The organism is Algoriphagus sp. PAP.12, assembly GCF_026652115.1.
Classification (GTDB): Bacteria; Bacteroidota; Bacteroidia; order Cytophagales; family Cyclobacteriaceae; genus Algoriphagus.
The window spans coordinates 58379-83656 of the sequence record NZ_JAPPSQ010000014.1 but is presented as its reverse complement, the minus strand read 5'-3'; the positions used below and the strand labels follow the sequence as shown (position 1 = coordinate 83656).

General features: G+C 38.9%; 19 protein-coding genes. 4 read left to right on the top strand and 15 right to left on the bottom strand.

Annotated features, from left to right (window positions below; all coding sequences use genetic code 11):
* The first annotated feature begins 234 nt into the window (after positions 1-234).
* Positions 235-1392 carry a DEAD/DEAH box helicase gene (locus O0V13_RS15960; RefSeq protein ID WP_268035967.1) on the top strand — a complete coding sequence of 386 codons (1158 nt, stop codon included), beginning with the start codon at positions 235-237 and terminating at the stop codon, positions 1390-1392.
* Between the two features lie 177 nt (positions 1393-1569).
* Positions 1570-2394 (top strand): aminotransferase class IV, encoded by an 825-nt coding sequence (locus O0V13_RS15955; protein WP_326492737.1) that lies wholly within the window; start codon positions 1570-1572, stop codon positions 2392-2394.
* A gap of 35 nt (positions 2395-2429) precedes the next feature.
* On the opposite strand, the gene O0V13_RS15950 is transcribed toward O0V13_RS15955, so the two are convergent.
* From O0V13_RS15950 to O0V13_RS15930, 5 genes are read right to left on the bottom strand one after another with little or no spacing between them, the layout of a single operon-like run.
* Positions 2430-2870 carry a hypothetical protein gene (locus tag O0V13_RS15950; protein ID WP_268035966.1) on the bottom strand — a complete coding sequence of 147 codons (441 nt, stop codon included), beginning with the start codon at positions 2868-2870 and terminating at the stop codon, positions 2430-2432.
* A 24-nt stretch (positions 2871-2894) separates the two neighbouring features.
* Entirely contained in the window at positions 2895-4136 is a 1242-nt protein-coding gene (locus O0V13_RS15945) for an ABC transporter permease (protein ID WP_268035965.1), read from the bottom strand.
* Positions 4133-4765 (bottom strand): ABC transporter ATP-binding protein, encoded by a 633-nt coding sequence (locus O0V13_RS15940; protein ID WP_268035964.1) that lies wholly within the window; start codon positions 4763-4765, stop codon positions 4133-4135. Before O0V13_RS15940 ends, O0V13_RS15945 begins: the two co-directional genes overlap by 4 nt.
* A gap of 1 nt (position 4766) precedes the next feature.
* Positions 4767-5942 carry a hybrid sensor histidine kinase/response regulator gene (locus O0V13_RS15935; protein ID WP_268035963.1) on the bottom strand — a complete coding sequence of 392 codons (1176 nt, stop codon included), beginning with the start codon at positions 5940-5942 and terminating at the stop codon, positions 4767-4769.
* A gap of 44 nt (positions 5943-5986) precedes the next feature.
* On the bottom strand, positions 5987-9421 hold the full coding sequence (locus O0V13_RS15930) for an ATP-binding protein (RefSeq protein WP_268035962.1): 3435 nt from the start codon (positions 9419-9421) through the stop codon (positions 5987-5989).
* Positions 9422-9535: 114 nt separating this feature from the next.
* Between O0V13_RS15930 and sucD the strand changes: the two genes are divergently transcribed.
* Together sucD and O0V13_RS15920 are read left to right on the top strand one after the other, a co-directional pair.
* A complete protein-coding gene (sucD, locus tag O0V13_RS15925) occupies positions 9536-10417 on the top strand; it encodes a succinate--CoA ligase subunit alpha (protein ID WP_026955480.1) in 882 nt (293 codons plus the stop codon).
* A 136-nt stretch (positions 10418-10553) separates the two neighbouring features.
* The gene (locus O0V13_RS15920) at positions 10554-12185 is read left to right on the top strand and encodes an ABC-F family ATP-binding cassette domain-containing protein (RefSeq protein ID WP_268035961.1); all 1632 of its coding nucleotides are present in this window, start codon (positions 10554-10556) and stop codon (positions 12183-12185) included.
* A gap of 78 nt (positions 12186-12263) precedes the next feature.
* Here O0V13_RS15920 and O0V13_RS15915 read toward each other — a convergent pair whose 3' ends face one another.
* The 10 genes from O0V13_RS15915 to O0V13_RS15870 all read right to left on the bottom strand — a co-directional run bounded on the left by O0V13_RS15915 (position 12264) and on the right by O0V13_RS15870 (position 25267).
* Positions 12264-13013: an NIPSNAP family protein gene (locus tag O0V13_RS15915; protein ID WP_268035960.1), complete on the bottom strand. Its 750-nt coding sequence runs from the start codon at positions 13011-13013 to the stop codon at positions 12264-12266.
* A gap of 115 nt (positions 13014-13128) precedes the next feature.
* Positions 13129-13323 carry a DUF6728 family protein gene (locus tag O0V13_RS15910; RefSeq protein ID WP_268035959.1) on the bottom strand — a complete coding sequence of 65 codons (195 nt, stop codon included), beginning with the start codon at positions 13321-13323 and terminating at the stop codon, positions 13129-13131.
* Between the two features lie 30 nt (positions 13324-13353).
* The gene (gene ispG / locus O0V13_RS15905; protein WP_268035958.1) at positions 13354-15336 is read right to left on the bottom strand and encodes a (E)-4-hydroxy-3-methylbut-2-enyl-diphosphate synthase; all 1983 of its coding nucleotides are present in this window, start codon (positions 15334-15336) and stop codon (positions 13354-13356) included.
* A gap of 4 nt (positions 15337-15340) precedes the next feature.
* Positions 15341-16045 carry an SDR family oxidoreductase gene (locus O0V13_RS15900; protein ID WP_268035957.1) on the bottom strand — a complete coding sequence of 235 codons (705 nt, stop codon included), beginning with the start codon at positions 16043-16045 and terminating at the stop codon, positions 15341-15343.
* A 65-nt stretch (positions 16046-16110) separates the two neighbouring features.
* Positions 16111-19572, bottom strand: coding sequence for a hypothetical protein (locus O0V13_RS15895; RefSeq protein ID WP_268035956.1), 3462 nt, complete (start codon positions 19570-19572; stop codon positions 16111-16113).
* A 43-nt stretch (positions 19573-19615) separates the two neighbouring features.
* The gene (locus O0V13_RS15890) at positions 19616-23317 is read right to left on the bottom strand and encodes an ATP-binding protein (protein ID WP_268035955.1); all 3702 of its coding nucleotides are present in this window, start codon (positions 23315-23317) and stop codon (positions 19616-19618) included.
* 54 nt (positions 23318-23371) lie between these two features.
* Positions 23372-23623 carry a hypothetical protein gene (locus tag O0V13_RS15885; protein WP_268035954.1) on the bottom strand — a complete coding sequence of 84 codons (252 nt, stop codon included), beginning with the start codon at positions 23621-23623 and terminating at the stop codon, positions 23372-23374.
* 33 nt (positions 23624-23656) lie between these two features.
* On the bottom strand, positions 23657-24208 hold the full coding sequence (locus tag O0V13_RS15880; protein ID WP_268035953.1) for a DUF420 domain-containing protein: 552 nt from the start codon (positions 24206-24208) through the stop codon (positions 23657-23659).
* Complete coding sequence (locus O0V13_RS15875) at positions 24195-24863, bottom strand: SCO family protein (protein ID WP_268035952.1); 669 nt, start codon at positions 24861-24863, stop codon at positions 24195-24197. The genes O0V13_RS15880 and O0V13_RS15875 overlap by 14 nt, the downstream gene beginning before the upstream one ends.
* Before the next feature lie 74 nt (positions 24864-24937).
* Positions 24938-25267, bottom strand: coding sequence for a cytochrome C oxidase subunit IV family protein (locus O0V13_RS15870; RefSeq protein ID WP_073573567.1), 330 nt, complete (start codon positions 25265-25267; stop codon positions 24938-24940).
* Between the last annotated feature and the right edge of the window lie 11 nt (positions 25268-25278).

Here is a 25278-nt window from a genome sequence, read left to right as displayed (position 1 = left end):
ACATTTAAGTCTTATTTAGACACTCAATAAAATTGAACTTCTACACTTTCTTCCCCTCCTATTTTCAATAATTAACCGACTCCTCAAAAAGATATTAATTAGGCCAAGAAGGGGTTAAGAGTCCTTTGATTCTGACTTAGAAAAAATGATTTCCTAAATGGTATAAAACAGGCATTTTCATTCTCTTAAAAATGCTTCCAATGAGATCACTAACTTTGCAAAAAAAATCTCTCAATGAATTTTGCCGATTTAGGTTTCTCCAAAGAAATCCTGACCGCGATCAACCGCGCCGAATATCAAGCTCCCTATCCTATCCAGACCCAAGCAATCCCTTCGGTTCTTAAAGGAAAAGATCTTCTGGGCTTAGCTCCTACAGGCTCCGGAAAAACTGCGGCTTACATTCTCCCAATCCTTGAGAGGTTCTTAAAAAAATCCCCCTCCAAAGATCGCTCAGTCCCCGTTTTGGTCATCGTACCCACTCGAGAATTGGCAATCCAGGTGGCAGAAGTAGCAGATAGTTTCAGTAGATTTTTACCTAGGAAAATCAAAACATTGGCCGTATTTGGAGGGGTTTCGATCAATCCACAAATGATCAAACTCCAAGGCACTGAGCTCCTGATCGCAACTCCTGGCCGATTGATTGATTTGATGGAAAGAGGATCAGTTTCCCTCGAAAAAGTGCATACCTTGGTTTTGGATGAAGCGGACAAGGTTCTCAATATGGGCTTCCGTGAAGAACTGGACCAGATTCTTAATAAGATCCCAAGCAAGCGTCAAAACATCCTTTTTTCGGCTACAATGGATTCAGAAGTAGAAGTCTTGATCCAAAATCTACTCCAAGAACCAGTAAAAGTTTCTGTAGAAGCAGAAAACTTCACCCCGGATCTGATCGACCAAAAAGCCTACCGTGTCAACCCAGAAGAAAAAGGCCCATTCCTGCGGAAACTTATCCAATCTGGTGACTGGAGCCAGATTTTGATTTTTGCATCCTCCATCAGAACAGCCAACAATGTCACAGGCAAACTGGTGAAAAATGGCATTGATGCACTTGCTTTCCATGGAGACAAAAGTCAGGGAGCAAGAACTGAGGCTTTGGCAAAATTTAAATCAGGCAAAACCCGAGTATTGGTGGCCACGGACCTAGCTGCTCGCGGAATTGACATTCAGGCTCTCCCACTCGTCATTAATTATGAACTTCCAAGATCACCCAAGGACTATATCCACCGAATAGGAAGAACTGGCCGAGCAGGATCCAATGGTCTGGCGATTTCCCTAATCACTCCCGAAGAAATGCATCACTTCAAGATCATTCAGAAAAAGATGAAAAAATGGGTCAAACTGACACATGCGGAAGATTTTGATAAAGAAGAATCAGAAGGTGAGAATTCTTAATTGACATAAATTTCTGGCAAAAAAAATTAAGGAAAGGTTTTTATTGCAAGTCCAGCTACTATCGAATTCATTCTTAAATAATCGATGAAGGATTAGGTTAAAATGCTTTTAGGAGTATTTGTTTTAAGTCCTTAATAATTTAAAAACCTTCCTTATTTTTATCCTTCTAAACTTTGAATGATGAAACCTTTTTGCTTTGCCGACGGAGAAATAATTGCAACTAAAAAAGCCACAATTCACCCAATGGATCTAGGATTGATTCGGGGATATGGGATATTTGATTTTTTCAGAACTGTCAATCATAAACCTCTTTTTTTGGAGGATTATCTAGATCGATTTACAGCTTCCTCTGCCAAAACATTTCTGACTTTAAAATACTCCAGAGAGGAGTTAAGAGCTATTATATCTGAGCTTGTTGACAGGAATGATTTGGAAGCCGGAGGAATGAGAATGATGCTTAGCGGTGGATTGTCCGACAACCACTTTTCTCCCGCAGAAGGGAAGCTTTTCATCTTTGCAGAATCATTAATTTTCCCTTCAGAGAAAAAATACAACGAAGGAGTTAAACTTCTTTCTCTGGAATACATTCGACCGATAGCCGATATCAAAACCACCAATTATGCCTTGGCAGTTTGGCATTCGGAGGGATGGAAAAGACAAGGAGCTGAAGATGTACTCTATCACCTGAATGGCGTAATCAGCGAAAGTTCAAGAAGTAACTTCTTTATCGTCAAAGATGGTCAGGTGATTACCCCAGGCAAAGACATTCTCATGGGAATCACTAGAAAGAATCTGATGAATTTGGCAGGAAATGTCCAGGTGAGACCAATTACATTGCAAGAAGCTTTAGAAGCAGACGAGGCTTTTATCTCAAGTACTACGAAAATTTTACTTCCGATCACCCAGATTGACGATCATAAAATTGGAACGGGGAAGCCTGGCCCGATTACTATGGATTTACTCCAAAGATTTAAAGAGCTGGAGAAAGAAATATCATACTAGCAAAGGAGGCCTGAATCAATTTCAGGCCTCTTTTTTTATTCTACCAAAGTAGCATCTGTTAAAATATACATGAGCTTTTCCGGGTCAGCAGAGTTCAGGGTTAGCTTACCTTTTACTTTTACTCTTTTTGACGTGTATTTGATTGGTGTGGAAAGCATCACTTCCATCACAGTTTCCGGACCACCCGATCCACAGAAAAAACATTCTGCCAATGGAAGACTTGATAAGATGATATGCTCTGGCTTAAACATTCCTTCAAATGGAATAATATAACCATCAGCCTCCACTACTTTACCTTCTAGTTTTTTCGCATTATCTGAGAAAACCGGGACGTACAATTCCCCGAAATTATCTTCACTGATTTTATATGTGACATCCGCCAAATTCTTCCACACGTTGGTGTCCTGAGCCAAGGTGGAATTAAAACCACCAACTACCAAACCAAAGAACACTGCTATTAATACTACCTTTTTCATATTCTTTCTAATTCTGCCTCAAGATTAGGCTTTTGTCAATTGCTTTGCAATACTTGTTTGATAAGCCGACCAAGCCGGAATAAGAGAGGCAATTATTCCCACTACTAACGCATAAATCACTATCCAAAGTTCTGCTTTTAAGAAAACCCATGGATTTAAAGTTCCTACGACTCCCTGTTCGTTTTGGGAAACGATAACTGATAAAAAGGTATGCCCCAATAGAATCCCTACCAAAGCACCCAAAAATGTCAGCATCAGTCCTTCTAAAAAGATCAGAAAAACAAGTTGAATTCTCGAAGCTCCGATAGCTCTCAAAATCGCCAGATCATATTTTCTTTCTTTTAGGGAATTATACAAAGCGATGAAGATCCCCAACCCAGATATTCCAATCAATACAAAGGCAAGACCTTGAAGTAAACTAACTCCCACACCCAGCAATTCAAATAGTCTGGACATTTCAAAGGACGGAGAAGCCGCTTGCATGGATGTGCCAGAATTGATCATTCTTGGAAGCTGTATTGCTGCCATAGGATTTCGATATTGCACTAGCAATGATGTGACTTCTCTTTCTTGATCTGTCTGAGGAAAACCTGTCTGAGAAACGGGCTGATGTAATAAATCATGAGCAGCTTCAGAAGCTGTTGAATCTACCTCATCATGTGTATACCAAACAGATTCAATAGATGTCAAAACCAGTCTATCGACTACATTTCCCTTCGGCTCCAATACTCCTTTTACTTTGAACCCATGCTCATCATGATCGTGACTACCTTCAGAGATTCCATGACTTCCTTCAAAAGAATCTCCGGTTTTTAGTCCCGTTTTCTTCGCAACCTCTGCCCCAAGCACTACATCAAATGGTTCTTTCCAAGCTTCTCCCTGAGCAAACCCTACCCCATAGAGGCTTAAGTAATCCGGATTGGTTCCGACTATCCTGTATCCTTTATAATTATCTCCCAAAGCCAATGGAATCACATTTTTGATCAGGCGACTTCTGGACACCCGAATGGCTTCTTCCATCGGAATATTTCCCGTAGGAAAATCAATATGATACACACTCGAAAGAATCAATTGAAGAGGGCTTCCTTTAGCTCCAACCACCAAATCAATGCCCTCTGCATCCTGATTCATTTTCTTTTCAAACTGATCCTGAATCAAGAGTAAGACTGTGATAATCGCCAAACCCAGTGCAAGCAGCATCACATTTAACCCTGTCGACAAAGGTTTAAAAGTCAAATATTTCCAGCTTAGCTTAAAGATATTCATGATGCCTTCACTTCTATAAAGTTGGAAATATGATCTTTCACCCGCTGATCATGGGTCACGATAATCAGTGCTGCGCCAATCTTTTCAGCTTGATTTTTCAGCAAATTGATCACCTTTTCGGTATTCTCATCATCCAAACTGGAAGTCGGCTCATCAGCAAGTATCAATTGTGGTTTATTCACCAAGGCTCTTGCGATAGAAACTCTCTGGGCTTCTCCCTCACTCAAGGTTTTCACAGAAGAATTCGCTTTAGCCCCAATTCCTAGTTCATCCAGTAAACCTTGGACATTCTGTCCTTTTTCTTTTGCGAAATATTGAGCTGCAACGAGATTTTCTTTTACAGAAAGTGGAGCTAACAAATGCGGTTTTTGAAAAACAATTCCGATGTTTTTACCTCTGAATAAATCCAGTTCTCCTCCACTTAGTTTAGTTAGATCTACACCTCCTAAAATCACACTTCCTGATTGAGGCAATAAAAGTCCTCCTAACAAATTTAATAATGTTGTCTTTCCACTTCCAGACTTTCCTAGCACTAAGAGAGACCCTCCTTTTTCTAAAGAAATATCGGAAAATGAAAGTTGAGGCTGACCTGGATGTGCATATTTCAGGTCTTGGGTCGAAAAGAGCATATTACTTTACCGGAATTCTGACTTCAAAGGTTGTCCCTTTTTTTATTTTACTGTCAAAGGTGATTTCTCCGTTCAAGACTTCCAAGCATTTTTTGACGATCGAAAGCCCTAACCCAGACCCCTCTACGATTCCTACATTTTTGGCCCTAAAAAACCTGTCAAACAATTGACTTTGCTCAGACTCAGGTATTCCTATTCCAAAATCAATCACTTTTCCAATTAAAACACCATCTTGGTAATCTAGACTGAATTGAACTTCTCCACCATCTTTAGAATATTTCACTGCATTTGAAAGAAGGTTTTCGAAAGTCTGGTATAGAATTTCGCTATCCGAAGTAATTGTTTTTGGAAGCGAACCTAATTCTGATTTAATGACCACGTCATTCTCAATACCTGCCTTGACAGTATCGAGTAGTTCCTTTACAAATGCTCCCATGAACATTTTCTTAGGCTTGTATTCCATCTTATTTGCATCAGCCTTTCCGAAAAACAAGACACTCGTCAATAAGTTATTCAGCGCTCGGACGGAATTCTCGATTTTCATCGCATGCTTCGCAATCTTTTGCTTAAAAGGATGATCTTTTTCAGCATACATCTGAAGGAGCTGCGCAGAACTCAAAATGGAGGTTAATGGGGTTTTAAAGCCATGAGAAACGTTCAACACAATACGGGATTTCAACTCATTGATTTCTCTCTCTTTCTCCAGAGCCTTTGTCAATTCTTTATTGGCTTCGTAAAGTTCTGCAGTTCTAATCCGCACCTTTTCCTCAAGCTGATTATTGAGTTTTTGAAGTTCTTTTTCTTTTCTGTCCTTGAAAATCGCCAGCTCAATAACCATGTTTAATTCACGGATATTAAATGGCTTGATTACGTATGCTGAAGGGTTAGTCCCAACTACCTTATTCAAGGTCTCAGCATCAGAACTGGCACTTAGATAGACTACAGGAATATCAAATTTTTCATTGATGATTTCAGTTGTAGTAATCCCATCAAGCTCACCAGCTAGATTGATATCCATCATCACTATATCAGCGTGACTTTCTTCTAGTAGATCAAGGGCCTTCTCGCCAGAATCGGCAACACCCAGAATATGATGATTATTTTTCTCTAAAGCCCTTTGTAAAAGTAGGGCTGAAACTGAATCATCTTCGACGATGAGGATATTAAGACTAAACATTCAGGTTTTTAAAAGGCAGATAAACAGCTTTGAAAATACAAAAATTATGAATTAGACAATGGAATTTCTACTATCACTCGTGTTCCTTGATTTTTGGCACTTTGCAGATTGATATAGCCCTTCAAAAGATCAACCAGATTTTTGGTGATCGCCATTCCCAAACCGGTTCCTTCAAACTGTCTCTGATTCCCTGTACTTTCCTGCTCAAATGGCTGGAAAATTTTCGGCATAAAGTCCGTGGACATACCCACACCCTCATCCTCGATTTTCATTAATAAAGATCCATCTTGAGAATCGACCGTCACTTTAACAGTTCCAGACTCAGTGTATTTCAATGAGTTACCGACCAAATTATTAAGAATCATTTCTAAGAATCTCTTATCAGTCTCTCCTTTGATATCTTTCTTTTTGAAATCCAATTTCAATTGAATGCCCTTTCTTTGAGCATGGGCAAAAAATGGCTTCATGACCAAGGAAATAAATTCAACATAATCAACCTTTGTATAAACGACCTCCATTTTATTGGCTTCGATCTTTGCCATATCCAAAATCGAGGTAATCGTAGCCAAAAGTCTTTCGCCACTTTGCAGGATAATATCTAACTCATTCAAAAGTTTGGTATCATCCTTCCTAGTCATCATCACATGCTCAGTACCTCCCAAAATCACATTGAGGGGAGTTCTGATTTCATGACTTACATTCGAAAGTAAACTTGTTTTAAATCGGTTAGCTTCCTCGGCTTTTTCCTTTGCTTCTCTTAAGTTTTTCTCGATTTGTCTTTCTGCAGTCACATCACGAAACATGGATAAAATTGTTTTTCCATCTATCCCTTCAGAGGAAATTCTTTTAGAATAAATTTCCATTTCCACATCTAGATCATTCCATTTAAATTCGAGCTTCAATGTTTTTCCCTCTTCCGGAAGGTTCTGCATTTCCTTTTGGTATTTCCTTAGAAAATCACAATCCCCAAAAATTTCAATCAGCTTTTCCCCTTCAAGGGATGTTGGTTCTTTTCCAACAAACTTTGCAAACGTTGGATTGGCCGCAAGAATCGTTTCTCCATTTATAGTCAAAAGCATAGGGTCTTTGGAGCTATCCCAAACGTTTTTAAACTGCATTTCTACAGTCAATTTCTCCTTATCTTTCTCACTTACTGCTGATTCTAGCACTCCAAGTTTATTCCCCTGATCAAAAAATGTTTTGACAAAAAAACCAATGGCAATCATGACCAATGATGCTAAAGCCAAGAACCAAAATCTCATATAGAATGGCTGCAATACGGTAAATCCCACAGATGTTACCAATGGTGAAAAATTTTCTCCTTCATAAGATGCTTTGATTTCGAACTGATAATCACCTGGTGGAAGCCTAGGATAGAAAAATCGTTTTGATTTGGGTTCTACTAAAACTTGCCAAGACTCTTCAAAACCTTTGAGTCTCCAATGAACCCACAAATCTTTTTCTTCATTAAAACCGATTGCAGCATATTCCAACTCAAGGGAATTTTGCTGAGACCCAGTTCTTGCATTTTCAAGATTCAAAATAGACTCACCTTCCAAATCAAAGGATTTCAAAAACACTTTTGGAGTACCATGTGCAATGAATTTTTCTTGAGGTTTGAAAATCGAAAACCCATCAAGTGTACCTATCATGATCCTTCCATCCACCCCTTCAACTAATGCACCTCTGTTGATTTCGTTATTTGCCAAACCATTCATCTGATTGAACTGGCGGACATGGTTATTTTCAAGCTGAAATATTCCATCATCTGTCCCAAGCCAAATTACTCCTGCTGAATCTTGAAGAATTGAAAATACAGGCCTATTTATTTCTTGTCCACCAACCGAATACGACTGAACTTTATTGTCTTGCACGAACTTTAGGCCTGATTCGGTGCCAAGCAAAATTCCGTTTTCAACCTCTAAGAAGTCATATCCATCTGCTAAAAGGAAGTCTGTGGTAGAAATTAATTCCTCAGTGTTTTCGATTCTGGATGCTCGCATAATGATCGTTCTTCCATCCTCAAGTTTTCCAGACTTCCTTAAATAGTAAAATCGGTGATTCATCAACTCTTCCAACTTGTTTTGAATAGAGTTTTTGTATAAATCAGTACCTCTATCATTTACGGAAGCAAAGTAAACTGCCCGAGGGCTAGTGATTAAAATACTATCTCCATAGATATTTACTGAAGAAATCTGAACATTTGATGGTGGTTTGAATATTTCAACCTTATTGGAAGCAATATCATATCTTCCAACTCCTCTGACGTTTGAAGAAAACCAAATTGCCTTATCTCCTTCCCGAGAAAAATTGACTATCCTACTATTAGGGATTATCCCTACTTCTGAATCTTTGTAAATTACTTCAATGTCATACCTAGATATTTTTTGAATTCCATTGTTATACCCAAATAAATACTCATCTCCATTTACTGGAGCAATGGCTGTAACTTCTTGGCTCATTAATCCTGACTGGACTACATCATAATTTTGGAAAGCCAAAGAATTCAAATTAGCCAAACCTCTGGCAGTAGCCATCCACAGAATCCCTTCCCTATCAATTAAAAAATCTTGCAGATAAAAAACTCGAAAAGTATACTCCAAATCCAATGCAATGGGACGTCTCGAACCAAGAGTCAATTTGTAAAGGTCAGAATTGAAGTGATAAAAAATACTTCCTTTTGCAAACCCCAACCCAAAATAACTATCCAAAAAGTCAAAATTCTGCTTAAATCCGCTATCCACAATTTCATTTGGAGAAAACTGATCAGGCCCTTTGGCTAAATAGTCAGCTCCTAAAAAATAAAATTCACCCGTTTCTGGACATTTCTTAACAATAACTGGTGGGCTTGATACTTTATTCAAATCCCATTGGACTTTTCTCAATTTCCCATTTTCAAGAGCTAATGTTCCTTTATCAAAGAAAAATACAGGATTGTTGATTTCACCGCCTAGAAAGGTCAAGAAGCCTAATTCACCTATATTTTTTTGAAAAAGTTGTAGGCTTTGTCCTTCGACCCAATAATAAAAACGAGTGCCAATATCTAATACATATTCCTTGCTCGATCCTTTCCCACGAGTTGTAAATCTAATACGAGGAAGATTTACCAATGAATCAATACCTGGAAATACCACATTTTCCCAACTCCCATACCCTCCTTTCAGAAAGGTACCGACCCCTCGATCATTATACAACCAAATCATTCCATCTTCATCTTTGTGGATACTGATTTGGAAATCAAATTTTGAATTAAGACTATCCGCCAGAGCAAAAGTCTCCATACCGTCTGAATAAAAAACTCCACGAGTCGTAGACATCCAGATCATCCCCAAAGTATCTTGCTCCACTTGAAGTACACTTTGAACAGGAAGCCTTATTCCTTTAGGATTGGTGTTATATTTAAAAGTCTGAGCAAAAACCCCAAAATTGATAAACAATAACAGGGCACATACTAAAGCGCTCAGGTAGCTTGATTTCATGACAGCTAAATTATAAAAAGAAGCCGTATGTCAAATTAGATAGAGAATGTTAATATATTCTTTTGTCAGCGAACGGTTTCTCTTATTTTTGTGCCAAACTTTAAAATACGACGCATGAGTGTACTAGTCAATAAAAATTCCAAGGTAATCGTTCAAGGATTCACCGGATCTGAGGGCTCTTTTCACGCACAGCAAATGATCGAGTACGGAACCAACGTAGTTGGTGGTGTAACTCCAGGCAAAGGAGGCTCTACGCATTTGGAAAAGCCAGTTTTTAATTCTGTTGAAGAAGCCGTTCAAAAGACTGGTGCAGATACATCTATTATTTTCGTGCCACCAGCTTTCGCAGGTGATGCGATCATGGAAGCTGCTGATGCTGGTATCAAAGTGATCATTGCTATCACTGAAGGGATCCCTGTAGCTGATATGATGAAAGCTAAGCCTTATATCAAAGAAAGAGGAGCTACCCTAATCGGACCTAACTGCCCAGGTGTAATCACTCCAGGTGAAGCAAAAGTTGGTATCATGCCAGGTTTTGTATTCAAGCAAGGAAGAATCGGTATTGTTTCTAAGTCTGGGACCTTGACTTACGAAGCTGCAGACCAGGTTGCTAAAGCAGGTTTGGGTGTTTCTACAGCAATCGGAATCGGTGGTGATCCAATTATCGGAACTTCTACCAAGCAAGCTGTTGAATTGCTTATGAATGATCCTGAAACCGACGCGATCGTAATGATCGGTGAAATCGGTGGTAACTACGAAGCTGAAGCGGCTAAGTGGATTAAAGAAACTGGAAACAAGAAGCCTGTTGTAGGTTTCATCGCTGGCCAAACAGCACCTCCAGGTAGAAGAATGGGCCATGCGGGAGCGATCATCGGTGGAGCTGATGATACTGCAGCGGCTAAAATGAGAATCATGAGAGAAAACGGCATCCACGTAGTAGAATCTCCAGCGGAGATCGGTGCGACTATGGCAAAAGCTTTGGGTGTTGATGCTTAAATAAATTTTCTGATGCCGGATGCCGGATGTCGGAGGTTAAAAGCCGCTTCGATTGATTTCGAAGCGGCTTTTTTATGATTTCAAACTTCAGAATTCATATTTAAAAATTTACCTTTGCGCCTTCAATTTCGACAATATGATCTCAGTTGACAACGTAACTGTCCAGCATAGTGGCAGCGCACTCTTCAGTAATATTTCCTTTGCCATCAATGAAAATGATAAAATCGCATTGATGGGTAAAAATGGAGCAGGCAAATCCACTCTATTAAAAATTATTGCAGGGCAATCCAAACCTACTTCTGGAGCAGTTTCCGCCCCAAAGGATTATGTTGTTGCTTACTTGCCTCAGCACCTTTTGACCAGTGATGATTGCACTGTAATGGAAGAAACTGCTAAGGCTTTTGCTTCATACTTGAACATGAAGGCAGAAATTGATCATATCAATGAGGAACTGACAGTAAGAACTGATTACGAATCTGAAGAATATTACAAGCTTATTGAGAAGGTTTCTGAACTCAGCGAGAAGTTTTACGCTATCGAGGAGGTCAACTATGAAGCTGAAGTAGAAAAAGTATTGTTGGGACTAGGATTTGAAAGAGATGATTTGACTCGCTCCACTTCGGAATTTTCTGGTGGATGGAGAATGCGAATCGAATTGGCAAAAATCCTTCTTCAAAAGCCTGACTTGATTTTGTTGGATGAGCCCACAAACCACCTGGATATTGAATCCATTCAATGGTTGGAGGAATTCCTAATGAATAAGGCCAAAGCTGTAGTTGTGATTTCCCACGATAGAGCTTTTGTGGACAATATCACCACCAGAACTATCGAGGTGACTATGGGTCGTATCTACGACTACAAAGCCAAGTATTCCCACTATTTGGAGCTTAGGAAAGAAAGAAGAGAACAGCAGCAAAAGCAATATGAGGAACAGCAGAAGTTCATAGCTGAAACCACTCAATTTATTGAGAGATTCAAAGGTACCTATTCCAAAACTCTTCAGGTACAGTCTCGGGTGAAAATGCTAGAGAAATTAGATATCGTTGAGGTGGATGAGGTTGATACTTCTGCTTTGAAATTGCGGTTCCCTCCTTCTCCAAGGTCAGGAAAATACCCTGTGATTGTAGATGAAATGAGCAAATCCTATGGAGACCATGTGGTTTTCAAAAATGCTTCCATGACCATTGAGCAGGGACAGAAAGTTGCTTTCGTAGGTAAAAACGGAGAAGGTAAATCCACTATGATCAAAGCCATCATGGCTGAGATTGATTTCGAGGGAAAATGTGAATTGGGTCATAATGCCATGATCGGCTATTTCGCACAAAATCAAGCTTCTCTTTTGGATGAAAGCTTGACTATTTTTGAAACAATTGATCACATAGCTGTAGGGGAAATCCGAACTAAAATCAAAGATATCTTGGGAGCCTTTATGTTCAAAGGGGACGATATCAACAAGAAAGTAAAAGTGCTTTCAGGCGGTGAAAAAACCCGATTGGCTATGATTAAACTTTTGCTGGAGCCTGTCAATTTGTTGATTCTCGATGAACCGACCAACCATTTGGACATGAAAACCAAAGACATAATCAAGGATGCTTTAAAGGCCTTTGACGGTACTTTGGTAGTTGTATCTCACGACAGAGATTTCTTAGATGGCTTGGTAACCAAAGTCTTCGAATTCGGTAACAAACGAGTAAGGGAGCACTTCGAGGACATCAATGGATTCTTGAGAAACAAGAAGATTGAAAATTTGAAAGAAGTGGAGAGGTAGTACTTTTTGTATGCAGTAAAATTTGTATGTGGTAAGTAGTGATCGATATGACTCATTACTTACCACTTCCTATTTTTTTTATTTCATCGGAGAGAAAGGCAAAGTCTTCAAAAATTTCGCATCGACTTTCTCTACAATCTTTCCATTTTTTTCTGAGGCATCTCGGGCCTTGATCCATTCTGGGTCTTTTCTGAAGTTATCAAAAGCCGTCTCATAGGCTTGTTGATTGGAATCTCCTAAGAAATAAACCAGTTTAGGTTGACTTCCATCTTTTTCGACAGTTAAAAAATACATATAGTTTTTCAATCCCTGTTTTTCGAATAAGTCTTGGGTATGGTTTCGGAATCTTGCCTGCAAATCATTGATTTTCCCGTCAAAGCAATAATAGGTTCTCAACTGAAAGATACCACTTGGACTTGGAATCGGATGATCATTTAGCCCAGGAGCTTTGATCATAAAAACTTCCTGCACCTCACGAACTAACCTACCATTTTCAATGGACTCCTGATAAACTTTTTGCCACTCGGGATCATTATTAAATGCCTGCCACATTCGATCTCGAGCCTTGGCATCAGGGTATCCCAAAATATACGTCAAAGTATTGTCGGATTCGTCCACTGGAAGCCAATAGATGATATTTTCCATCCCAAGCCTTTCAAAAATGGCCATCGTATGATTCTGAAACCGTTTTACTAAATCAGGCATTTTGCCATCATTTGCGGTATAAGTTCTCATTTCAAAGTAATTGGAATTCACCTGTTCCAATTGTTGGGCAATACCTGAAAAGGAAACCATAAGCATCAGTCCAATTAGATAGATATTCTTCATGGGTTTAAGGGTTTTTGTTAAGTTTTAAATTTACTCGAAAATCAATCATCTTGAAAAACTCAATAAAAAAAATACCTGACCGGTTGGATCAGGTATTTTGAAACACTTTTTCAGATTATATAAACCTTTTGATGGTCCAAATGATTAAGGCGAGAAGGAAAATGACTATGGAAATCTTATTGATACCATGCATCATTCTCAAATTAAAGCTAGTAGGCTTGGAGGGATCAGGCTTTTGGAAAACCCTAATAAAGTAGTTACCTACCTCTCCCAATTTGAAAAACTCTTTTACTTTATTTTCTTCTGGCATGGCTTCGTTTTGTTAACTCACTCTTTAAACTCAAATACTTTCAGGTTCGTTCCACATTCCATCTTCACGAATGATTTCAATCAATTCATCCACCGCATTTTTTGAAGGTACTGAGCGTTTCACTACCTCTTTTCCTTTGTAAAGCGTGATTTTTCCTTTTCCAGAACCAACATATCCATAGTCCGCATCGGCCATTTCACCCGGGCCATTCACGATACAACCCATAATGCCGATTTTCACACCTTTCAAATGGTCGGTTCTTTTACGGATCATTGCCGTGGTTTCTTGCAGGTCAAATAAGGTTCTTCCACAAGATGGACATGAAATATATTCAGTTTTGGACATTCGGGTTCTTGCTGCTTGCAAGACTCCAAATGACACAGAATTATGCAGTTTGACCTGATCCAATATTTCTTCACGAGTATGCTCTCCTTCATTCTCCAAAGACATCATGATACCATCCCCCAATCCATCGATCAACAACCCCCCGACATCTGTAGCGGTGTAAAGCATGGTCATATCAGTAGTCTGATCAGGATAGCTGACTTTCATCACTACCGGAATCTCATTTTTGCTTTGCAAAAGCTTGATCATCGAAGCCCTCATCGCTGGCATCCCGTGTTTGTTGTTGGTCTTGAGAATCAAAACCCAATTCTTCTTTTCCTCCACAAATGAAATTGCTTCATCCATTTGAGTATCCAGAATTTCCAAGAAATTCAACTCAGAATGCCTTATTACAGAATCATTTGCCTCAGCTAAAGAGAAAAGAGGAAACTTATTTACCTGATCCGGAGCTTGTTTCCAAATTTCATAATTCTGGATTTCCTTCATGCCATTTGGGAGCATAAAGGGAATAGGATTGGATCCAGAATACACAAAATCACATCCAATGTCATTCATTTTCCACTTATCCAATTCAGGAAGGTAGAAATGCCCAACAGCTTTCATTTCCTTTTCAGTCACCTTCTCAACTCGTGAAATATCAGTGATTACTCTAGGAACATTGTGATCACCGAAGTTGTAAACCTCAGCTGTATGTCGCTTGGTGTATTCAAAAGGGTTGATAGAATAGTCTGAAATAGGCTCGATATCTTGATGTCCCGCACGATCAGTGTAGCGATCAATCAATGCTTTGGCAACAGGAGCTTCGAATTCCGGATCTTCTGTCAGTGAAACACGAACCGTATCTCCCAACCCATCTTCCAGTAGTGTCCCAATTCCCACAGCAGATTTGATCCTACCATCTTCCGCCTCTCCGGCTTCAGTCACTCCCAAGTGTAGAGGATAAGGTTTAAAACCTCCTTCATCCAGTTTTTGAACCAATAATCGATATGCCTGAACCATCACTTGCGTGTTGGAAGACTTCATAGAAATGACAATATCATGGAAGTTTTCACTTTCACAGATTCTTAAAAACTCCAAAGCTGATTCTACCATTCCTAGTGGCGTATCTCCATAACGGCTCATGATTCGATCCGAAAGCGAACCATGATTGGTTCCAATTCGCATCGCAGTTCCGTTTTCCTTGCAGATTTTCACCAAAGGAAGAAATCGCTCCTGTATTCTTGCTAATTCATCTTGATAGCTTTCATCGGTATATTCGATGACCTCAAACTTCTTTTTATCCGCGTAATTCCCGGGATTGATCCGGACTTTTTCTACAATTCTAGCGGCTAATTCAGCAGCATTTGGTGTAAAGTGGATATCCGCAACCAAAGGAGTGTTATAGCCCCTTTTCCTCAATTCCGCTTTTATATTTCGGAGATTTTCAGCCTCCTTCATACTTGGGGCAGTAATCCTTACCAATTGACATCCGCTTTCAATCATGCGGATACATTGCTCTACCGAGCCATTCGTATCCATGGTATCTACTGTTGTCATCGACTGGACAACTATTGGGTTATCCCCACCGATCAACACATCACCTACTCGAACAGGGATGGTCTTTCTTCTGGAATAGGATGTTAAACTATTGCAGTAATGAGGCTCACTGACTTTTACGATTGGGTCCATATTCTTAAATATCGCCTAATTGGGGACGGATTATTAATTCTTCAACAACGGATTGGGGTGAAAGGTTATAAGCTCCCCAAACAGATTCTGCAACATCTTCGGATTTCATGAATCGCTCAACAGGCAAATCCACTCCTTCCCAGCTTGCAGTATAAGTTGCACCCGGCAAAATCGAAGTGACTTTCACCTGATGTTCTTTCATTTCTTCGCGCAAACATTTGGTCATACCCAACATAGCCCATTTGGAAATCGCATAGCTTCCACCGTTGGCATAAGCTGTGGTTCCAGCTATAGATCCCATGCTGAAAATATGACCGGAATTCCGCTCTACCATATCAGGAACGAATTCCCGAATCAAGTAATAAGCGGAAAACAAATTGGTATGCATCATCAATTCAAAGTTCCCTTCAGGTTCATTGTAAATAGAACCTGGAAGAAATACTCCAGTATTATTGATCAATACATCGGGATGGCAAAAATTTTTCACTTGCTCTGAAAATCGAGTCACTTCCTCTTTTTTCGAAAGATCCGCAACTAAAGCCAACACCTTGATCTCAGGGAATTTGGATTCTAAATCAGATTTTAGATTTCCTAAATCATGCTCGTTTCTTGCGCAGGTGGCAATATCAAATCCTTCCTTAGCAAATCGGTAGATAATAGCTCTTCCGATTCCTTTGGTACCGCCTGTGACTAAGATGCTTTTGGGCATATTTTGTTAGTGTTTTAATAGTTAGCATGACAACTATTTACTTGAAGCAAAGTTACATTTTTTTATCAAAACAGAGCCGTTACTTGCATTCTTCCCACATGAACTATCCTATCCAGCCCCTGAGAATTTCGGCCTTCGTATACCATATTTAATTGAAGTCCTTCCCCAATCTTTTGTAGCCAATTGAGGGTCCAGGTAATATTGGTTCCTGGGGTTAAAGCTTGCAACATTTCGTAACCAACAGGGGAATTCATTTCTCCATTGTAGGAAATTTCGATCCACTTCAGATTTGCATTGATAGTTGTTTTGATGGCTTTTGCATATCTAAAATCTACCCCAGTTTGATGTATTTGAGCTTTTTCATCAAACTCCAGGTTCTCAAGATTTTCTTTCCCAGTGAAAGAATAGGAAGCTGTCCCTCTCAAATTTGGACTCGGTTGCCAGATAAATTCTGGACCAATACTTTTTTGATTTACTCGGTAGTTTCTGTTTGATAAGAAATCCGAAGAGGAAAGTCGATTTCCTTGAGAGGCCAATATTCTCAAAGTTGTCCGATTGGTAAAATTATACCGAGTGTTTAGCTTCCAGTCTTTTTGAATCAGGTCTTCAAAACCTCCTGAAAGCAATTGTTTCCACTGGGAATCATAGTAGGAAAGATCAAACCCATAAAGGGAAGAAGCTCGATTGAAAAAGAAACTGGTCCGAATCACCTGTCTCAAAGACAAAATATCCTGTCGATTTACACCTCCTATAAACGGATTGATTCGGTCTTTAAAGTCTTCTGAAGTAACTTTTTTCTCAACACTCAAGCTACTTGTATTAGAAAATTTCTGGAGAAAACTTTTTGCTCCACCTTCTTCTTTCCACGCATCCGGAAACTTGGCCTGAATTCGATAATTTAATAAAGTAGTGTAGGCTTGCACATAAGTGTCTGTAGGAACAAAGATTTTGATGTAGAGTTTTTCTTCCGGGTTAATCGCTAAATAAAATTCATTCAGTTGCTGGATCCCATCTCCATTGTCATCCCGCCAAGTGCGAGTACCATCTCCATTTGGGGCTGGAATGAATACAAATTCCCGTTGCAACTCCCGCCCGTTTCCTAAAGCATAGCTCAATTCATTTCTGATCAAGTTCTTTCCTATCGATCCCAAGTAGTCCACCTTCCCCATTACCGTCATTTCCGAAGGAAGATCTCTCTGCAAAAACTCCAATTCCCGATAGGTAAATGTACTCGTCAAAGAATGTTTCTTCCATTGCTTTTGAAAGCTAAAATTACTGGTAAATGCCTTGGTATCATTTTTCAAAACACCATCAAAAGGAGCTCTATCCTCTCTCCAAGCTGCATCTGCCCGAAATGCTACAGAAAGCGTATCATTGCTCTTAAGGTAAAGTAAATGCTCCCGATAGTTCATGGCAGTACTCAAAACGGAGTCACTTTGATTGTGACGGAGCGAGTTTCTGTCTACTGAAAAACGATAGCCCGGCACCAAAACTTTGGATCGATAGGAAACATCCCCCAGGTAGCGGAGCCAGTCAGTTGAAGTTGTGTCTTTCTGGCTTTGGAGATTGAAAAACTCATTTCTCAGGTAAAACCTATTCCCTACTTTCAGATTCCAATGAGCAGAGTGTTGGGTACCACTAAGAACTTCATTTCTATTTCTGTGATAAAACAAATAATCAAAAGAGTTATCTGAATCTTTATCCAAGCTAAATCCTGCTTTCAAAAATTGTTCGGAAGCTGCATTTTCTAATTCTTGTTGTGTGATCCCCCAATCCCGATCAAACTCTATATATCTGAATCGATCTATAAAATTGAAATTGGTGGAATTGTACTCGTATTCCGTTTGCCCTTTGAAAGTATAGCCCTTGAATAAATCGACTCTTCTATCCTCGGATTGAAGACCGATTTTCCATCCAAAACCTTGATTATTTTCATCATCGATCGTAGAAAATAAATTTTCATCTCTGGAAGAAAGGGCTAATTCGGTATAGACTTTTTCATGATCTCCAACTTTGATTCGAGTACCTGCTGTCACCATCCTTTTGCTATCCGGAGCTGCCAATTGGGTCAGAATGGAGTAATCTCCCTGGGGTTGACCATTGATTCTGGGGACATACTCGTAGACTGTTCCATTGGACAATTGATTCATTCGCCGATAATCTCCATTTCCAAAACCAACTTGAGAAAATGAAAGGTCAAAATGAGCTTTTTCGGGATCTGTAGAATATTGGTAATAAACCAAAGGAACATCGGAAGTCTGCTCTACAATTTTCTCATACAAGATCAAATTCACATCGTAGGCCACAGAGTCAATTCTTGGAATACGGGCCTTATCAACATCATCTCCTACGCTTGCCAATAAACTCAGTTCTTCTTGATTGAATTCTGTAAAAAGCGGTCGATTTCTGTTGTCTTTTTCCTGATAATAATTCAGGTACAAATCAACCTTCCCGTTTGTCTGGAGGTGGTTTGCACCGGTGATGGATCGCGAATAATTCCGTTCTGCATACTCAAAATCAACCCGAACCCGGGAGTATTGTGTGATCAAGACTTTGGGAGTAAAAGTGATTTCAGCCTGATTGTAGTCGATCACATAATCTGCATTGAATCCTCGTTGCAATTGCTTGCCATCCAAAAAAACCCGCTCTGAGTTCGCCATTATGATGATAAAACGCTCGTTGTTGGGTCCATTCAATCGATAGGGACCAAGAACACCTTCCAAAATCGGGACTTGAATCGAAGCGAATTTCCCTTTGGCAATAGAAGCAAAAGCTTGAGTACTGGCCTCCCATCCCCCTTTCATCTGATAATAGGTAGTGAGTTGAAGTCCTTGAACATTTTTATAATATCTCAAGAACTCACTTTGCCTTTGTTGCAAAACGACATCACCAGCCGCTAGGTTAAAATCATCGTTATACAGCTCAATCAGAACATTATCAAAATCTTGAATTTGCTGCGTATTTCCCTCAGGTTGAAATGGAACATTTTGATCCGTAATACTGGCTCGGATGTTTAGATTTTCTGCAATCTCACCTTCGAGTTGAAGATTCAATGCAGAATTGACAAAGACATTTTGTGTATTCCCGACAGATATCCCCCGAGTTAAACTACCGGTTTTATACAGATTGGTACTTGGAAATAATTCCTCCTGAATATTCAGATTTTGCCTTGGGGCTAACCTTGTATCCTTAAAAAGTGCCGCAGAATCATAGTTTACAGCCAGAGTTCTTTTTGCCAGAGGCTTATCAAATCGAATTGAAAAAGTCCGATAACAAAGCGTTAGGACCTCTACATTAACCTGAATAGTAGAATCTAATCGGATCCAGTTTTTATTGAGGTCAAATGAAAATGGATAGTCTTTCCCCGAGGCATCTTTGATGATTATACTTTCCTCGACCCCGGACAGAGAATCTAATTCAATTCCATTTTTCAAGTCTTCAACCTTAACTTGGCGACAAGTTTCCTGAGCCTGAACTTGAAAAAGTATCAGGAAGAAAAAAAGTACAGAAAGCAGGCATTTTTGCATTTGGTAGACTTGACCCTTTCCCTAACAAGGTAAAAAAATCTACTTATTGAATAATTGGAAAAGTAAGGTAGAAAGTAGTCCCAACTCCCACCTCAGTTTCAAACCAGATTTTGCCACCTGCGGTTTCGACTCCTGATTTAGCGATGGCCAATCCTAATCCCGACCCTGTGGATTTTGTACTGAAATTTGGAATAAAAATCTTATCCCTAAGTTCAGTTGGAATCCCTTTTCCATTGTCCGCAATTTCAAGAAAAACAGCCTCATCGGTCATCCAAAGCCACACTTTGATAATTGGAAACTTATCCTCTTCTACAGCTTGAGATCCATTAATAATCAAATTTGAAATCACCCTGCCGAACAATTTTTCATCACCCATAATTGGGATATCACTTGCATAAGAATCATCCTGAAATTGAAGTTCCAACTTTTCATCATTCTTGTACAAATCCAAAACACGCATCACTACTTCCTTGAAGTTCATTCGTTCATTCTTTGGTAGAGGCATTTTTGCAAAAGTGCTAAATGAGGATGCAATTCCACTTAAGGCATCAACTTGATGGATAAGCGTTTCCAATGACTTTCTCAACTTTTGCAAATCATCCAAACGTCCAGCCTCTTCCAACCTTAACAAATGCTGCAAAGTCAGTTTCATTGGAGTCAAAGGGTTTTTAATCTCATGCGCCACTTGTTTTGCCATTTCTTTCCAAGCAGATTCTTTTTCCGAAGAAGCCAAGACTTTCTTACTAGCCTCAAGCTTGAAAAGCATATTGTTGTATTCATTGACCAGCAATCCGATCTCATCTTTTGAATCCCAATGCATGGGTTCATTATTTTCTAGATTGGTTGTCTTCAGCTTTTGAGTCAACAAACGGAAAGGGAAAGTCAGGTTTTTGGACACAAAAAATGAAACGATCAAAAAAAGGATAAATATGATGACAAATGCATTGAAAATATTGCTTAACACATCAGCGATCAAAGTATTCAATTCCGTTTCCGACTCAAAGAAAGGCACACTCACGATTGCTGAAGTACCCTGACTGGAACTAAAAGGAATTGCCAGGTAAACGGATTTGTATCTTAGCTTTCCAATTTCTTCTTCAGCCACAAACTGAACCTGATTTTGCTCTATTATCTCTGAAATCGCTTGAGGATTAATCCTTGGAGCCAAAAGCTTTTTATCGAAAATATTCGGCCGATTCGTGGATTCAAGATCCCCATTTATATCATACAAATGAATATCAGCAGCAATGGTATTTGCCAAGGTGACCACTTCTTCATTAAGTTGGTCTTGATCGACTTCATCGGGTGTCCTATCCCCAAGAAAACTTGCCAAATTACCTCTGATCAAAGTTGCCTTCTGGATATACTGTCTATCCAAATCCTCTCGGTAACTATTAGCCAAAAGCCCAACTGTAATGATAGAAATGATGATAATCGGGAAGAAAAAAGCAAAATTCAGATATAGCTGAAGTTTGGTGGAATAGTTGAATTCAAAAGTTTTATACCCTTTGAACAGAGAGTGAATCAGAATCGTGAAGAAGGTCAGAAAGACGAAAATCACGAAGTAAAGCGAGATATTTCCGAAGAAATAAGAGAATGGCTTATTCTGAGATGAAACCACAATCAATTCATCCCCATTTGCAATTCCTAAATGATGGTAGCCATTGGAATGAATCCCTGTAGTTAATAACTTCGATTCACCTAGACGCTCAATAAGTAAAGAATTGGTATAATTGAAAGAACCAATATTCCTGATCAACTCGCCTTGCTTGAAAATGGCATAGTCATACCGAGTAGGATCAAGCTTTTCGCTATACTTTTTATCCAGTAGAAGTTTAGGGTAAACAGATCCTGGCTGAACCCGCAATTGCTTCAACTCCAAATACAGGGTCCCCAAATTATTGGAATCTCTCATAATCGGAATGAATGCGATAAATTGATTCCCAACGTTACCTTCAGTCCCTCGGATAAAATAGAGGTCCTTCAAACTTGTTACATAATCCGACTTGATATAAGTATCTCTTAGCGTTTTCAAAGATCTATCATCCGGAGTATTGACAAGACTTTGACCATTTGGAGAGAAAATTCTAACCTTGACTTCAAACTGGTCAAAGTAATTATCCAGATAAATTCTTCTGATTTTTGCCTCTATGGGTTCTTTTGAAAGTAGTGGATCTCCCAAACGGTTTTGGATGAAAAGATCGTTTTTCACTCGTGTGAAAATTTCTCCCAAGAAGAATTCTGTCATTACATCACTTTCAATCAAATTTTGATTGGCAAACCTGATTTTGGATTGATTTAACTGGACTCTTTCTGTTTGAAAAGTACTAATACCGGCAATAATTGCCACAATTAAGCCAGCATAGAAAAATGTAAGGAATGTATTCAGTCCTAACCTGAAGATATTTCTAAACAATTTGAATCTGATCGCAGAAAACTGAAAAATCAATTGCACCAGCCAGGCAATACCGAGCCAAGTGGACATATATGTCAAAATTATTCCTACTGGAATTCCTAAAATCAGTAAATCTTGAAAATTGTCTTTTTGGGAATTGTTCAGCTCTACTAAAAGACTTGTGAGTGTAATGGAAAACAAAACGTAAACTGCAGCCCAAAGAAAAATAATCAAGAAACTTAGTCCTTCAAACCAACCGAATGTTGGTATTGCCTCAATGTCCAATGGCCACTGAGAGTTTTGAATCAAATCCTCAGGAAGAACCCAAATCAAATAAAAGCCAAGAGAAACTAGAACAAAGGCGATTACAAAAAATATCCTTTGCTCATTTTTAGTTGCTAGTACTTTTATCTTGTGGTGTGTTTGAGGAGAAGCCAATTGATACAAGACCATTCCAGCAACTGCAACTCCAAAAATGGTATTCAATAATAAATCACCTAAACTAGGATTGAACCATGAAGCCGCATAGTTGGTGGGATCAAAAAGAGAGAAATTGAAATAAGCCCCAGGAAAACCCAAAACAAGCATCACGAGTCGGAATGCCAATACTACAAGAATCCCGTACCCTATAGCTTGCCATCTTCTACCTTTTTTCCATCTATTAAGCACAAACCCAGAGCTCAATAGGAAATACAGAAGGAAAATAGAAATGAAGAATATTAAAATAGCAGGATTTCCCACTCTTCCCGCCGGCTGATATCCAATTTCAAAATCGATCCCAAACATGGGGATACCTGCCAAATTGGAAATTGTATAATCAGCATCCTCTCCAACTTGTTTGAGTTCAAAATTCGAATTGCCAAAAAGTCTAGAGTTTGCTCCGGTTACTAAATAATCATTTTGAATCGATCCTGGCCAAATGAGTCGAAATGCATGGACAACTATATAAGAACTTCCATTTTTACTGACCCTTCTGTTTTTCAACAAATAACTTCCATATGGATCAAAAAGTAATTGATACTCTTTTGATTCATCCACTTGATCAAAATCCAAGGAGACTGTAAAATCTGACCAAAAAAGAAGCTTTTTCTCTGGGCTTAGAATAAAAAATGGATGTCTGGACTGAACGCTGACTTGCTCAAAAGAAAAATCCTGATCAGGCCCAATCGCCATTAAAATTTGGATGAAGTCTTCATCAAATTCTCGGTCAATTTCATGAACTTCCTCTTGAAGAGCAGAAAAGAATCCTTCCTCTTCACTCTCCTGAAAGAAAAAGAAATTCAATATTAAAACTCCAAGGAGTGAAAATCCGCTGACAAGGATGATCAGCCTTCTTAATTCATGGCTCATTTGGCTTAAAAATAAAAAAAGCAAAGTCCTAGATCAAACTTTGCTTCATAATAGCTATCGAACCATCAATTTTGATTTCCTTTTCTTAGCTGCTCTATACCATAAAACGCCAATTACAGTAGCAATTAAATAAGGCATCACAAACAAATACAAGATTCCTGCATTCAAACCAGCACCAATACTTGTATCTCCATTACTCACATTGTTCTCAACAGATGCACGGCACATTGCACATTGAGCCATCGTAGGCAGTTGGACTACAACAAATAAAAGGAAGGTCAGAAATAAATATTTAATTCTTTTCATGCTTGATCCATTTTGAATGGAAAGAAAAGGCTATCAGTGTGTATAATATGGACTGATCATCAAGTAAACAATCACTCCAGTCACAGAAACGTATAACCAAATCGGATATGCAAATTTAACTACTTTTCTGTGTTTATCCCTCTGATTGGTGTACCCATAATAATAAGCAAACAAAATCGGAAATAAAGCCACTGCTGCCAACACTATGTGAGTAATCAAAAGAAAGTAATAAACTGTCCTTATTGTACCCTCTCCTCCAAAAGATGTACTTTCTGCAGCTCCATGATAAATCACATATGAAACTAAGAAAATAGCTCCTAAACCAAAGGCTACACTCATGGTAGCTCCATGGTAATTGTATTTTTTATTTTTTACAAAAATCAATCCCAAGATCAAGGCCAAACTTGCTGCTGAATTAATTACTGCATTCAAATGAGGTAGAAAATAAACCCATTCGGCTCCAACATCTACTTTCTGTGGCATGAACAAAAGAACAGCCACTGCCACTGGAATAATAATAGAAATAGCAATGATCCAGTTTTTTACTTTCGCTTCATTCTGAAGCATAGAATTATTTGTTTCCATGCAATAAGACTTTTGTTTCCAACATCAGAAGATCTACATCCTCTCTATTGGTACCACTGTAATAGCCTCTAATCCTACCTTGATCATCAACCAAAGTGAATTTATCACTATGGATGAAATCATCTGGATTCCCCAACCCATCTACAGTAGGAAGGATGAAGCCACAACGGGCCAATTCATAGGTTTCCAATTTTGATCCAGAAAGGAAATGCCATTTACCTGGAGTGGCATGATGCTCATCCGCATATTCCTGAAGAATCTCTGGAGTATCGTATTCAGGATCGATACTGATCGACAATATTTGCACCTCAGGATTATTACGGAACATGTCATTGACCCTTTCCATTTCCTTGGACATCACAGGGCAAATACTAGGACAAGAGGTAAAGAAGAAATCAACGATAGTGATTTTTCCTTCCATATCTTTTCTCCCGATAGTTTTTCCCTCTTGATTAGTAAAAGCAAATTCAGGAATATAATGTTGCGTACTATCCTCAAAATTGCATTCCTTAAAAGGGTTATCAACTCCATTTTGATAGAAAATAGGCAAGTCATAATGATTCTCTCCAAACCCTCTAAGGAACATAAAGATCAATACCGGTATCAATAAAACACATACCAATACAAAACCCTGTAATATTCTTAATCCTCTCATAGCTTACTCTTAACAAAAAAGTAGGTTGAAGTGTCACACTCCAACCTACTTTTTTTAAGTTTTTATTTAAATGCCTACCAACGCATCATAAATATCTCGGTTCCTTCTTTTGCCAAAGCAATCAGCAACCAAACCAAGAAAATCAATGGAACAATGATAGAATAGAATAAAGGCTTCACTTCATCACCTAGGTGCATAAACTCCATCATGATGTATTTCGCTTTCCATACTGTCAAGATGATGAACAATGCATAAAGCAACAATCCTCTTGGCATGGTGAAAGCCATGATAAATTCTGCAACAGTGATAGCCAAAAGAATACCTGCAGTAATCCAGATCTTTTTGACCTTGGCATCATTTCTTGGGGTTACCTCAAGAGTTGATTTATTTTCCTGAATTTCCATATTGCTATTTT

Bases quoted from the DNA above. Each gene is read 5' to 3' on its own strand.
- O0V13_RS15950 (WP_268035966.1), bottom strand. From the start codon at position 2,870: ATGAAAAAGGTAGTATTAATAGCAGTGTTCTTTGGTTTGGTAGTTGGT.
- O0V13_RS15895 (WP_268035956.1), bottom strand. From the start codon at position 19,572: ATGCAAAAATGCCTGCTTTCTGTACTTTTTTTCTTCCTGATACTTTTT.
- O0V13_RS15935 (WP_268035963.1), bottom strand. From the start codon at position 5,942: ATGTTTAGTCTTAATATCCTCATCGTCGAAGATGATTCAGTTTCAGCC.
- ispG (WP_268035958.1), bottom strand. From the start codon at position 15,336: ATGGACCCAATCGTAAAAGTCAGTGAGCCTCATTACTGCAATAGTTTA.
- O0V13_RS15880 (WP_268035953.1), bottom strand. From the start codon at position 24,208: ATGGAAACAAATAATTCTATGCTTCAGAATGAAGCGAAAGTAAAAAAC.
- O0V13_RS15960 (WP_268035967.1), top strand. From the start codon at position 235: ATGAATTTTGCCGATTTAGGTTTCTCCAAAGAAATCCTGACCGCGATC.
- sucD (WP_026955480.1), top strand. From the start codon at position 9,536: ATGAGTGTACTAGTCAATAAAAATTCCAAGGTAATCGTTCAAGGATTC.
- O0V13_RS15890 (WP_268035955.1), bottom strand. From the start codon at position 23,317: ATGAGCCATGAATTAAGAAGGCTGATCATCCTTGTCAGCGGATTTTCA.
- O0V13_RS15875 (WP_268035952.1), bottom strand. From the start codon at position 24,863: ATGAGAGGATTAAGAATATTACAGGGTTTTGTATTGGTATGTGTTTTA.
- O0V13_RS15870 (WP_073573567.1), bottom strand. From the start codon at position 25,267: ATGGAAATTCAGGAAAATAAATCAACTCTTGAGGTAACCCCAAGAAAT.
- O0V13_RS15930 (WP_268035962.1), bottom strand. From the start codon at position 9,421: ATGAAATCAAGCTACCTGAGCGCTTTAGTATGTGCCCTGTTATTGTTT.
- O0V13_RS15900 (WP_268035957.1), bottom strand. From the start codon at position 16,045: ATGCCCAAAAGCATCTTAGTCACAGGCGGTACCAAAGGAATCGGAAGA.
- O0V13_RS15945 (WP_268035965.1), bottom strand. From the start codon at position 4,136: ATGAATATCTTTAAGCTAAGCTGGAAATATTTGACTTTTAAACCTTTG.
- O0V13_RS15910 (WP_268035959.1), bottom strand. From the start codon at position 13,323: ATGCCAGAAGAAAATAAAGTAAAAGAGTTTTTCAAATTGGGAGAGGTA.
- O0V13_RS15915 (WP_268035960.1), bottom strand. From the start codon at position 13,013: ATGAAGAATATCTATCTAATTGGACTGATGCTTATGGTTTCCTTTTCA.
- O0V13_RS15885 (WP_268035954.1), bottom strand. From the start codon at position 23,623: ATGAAAAGAATTAAATATTTATTTCTGACCTTCCTTTTATTTGTTGTA.
- O0V13_RS15940 (WP_268035964.1), bottom strand. From the start codon at position 4,765: ATGCTCTTTTCGACCCAAGACCTGAAATATGCACATCCAGGTCAGCCT.
- O0V13_RS15920 (WP_268035961.1), top strand. From the start codon at position 10,554: ATGATCTCAGTTGACAACGTAACTGTCCAGCATAGTGGCAGCGCACTC.
- O0V13_RS15955 (WP_326492737.1), top strand. From the start codon at position 1,570: ATGATGAAACCTTTTTGCTTTGCCGACGGAGAAATAATTGCAACTAAA.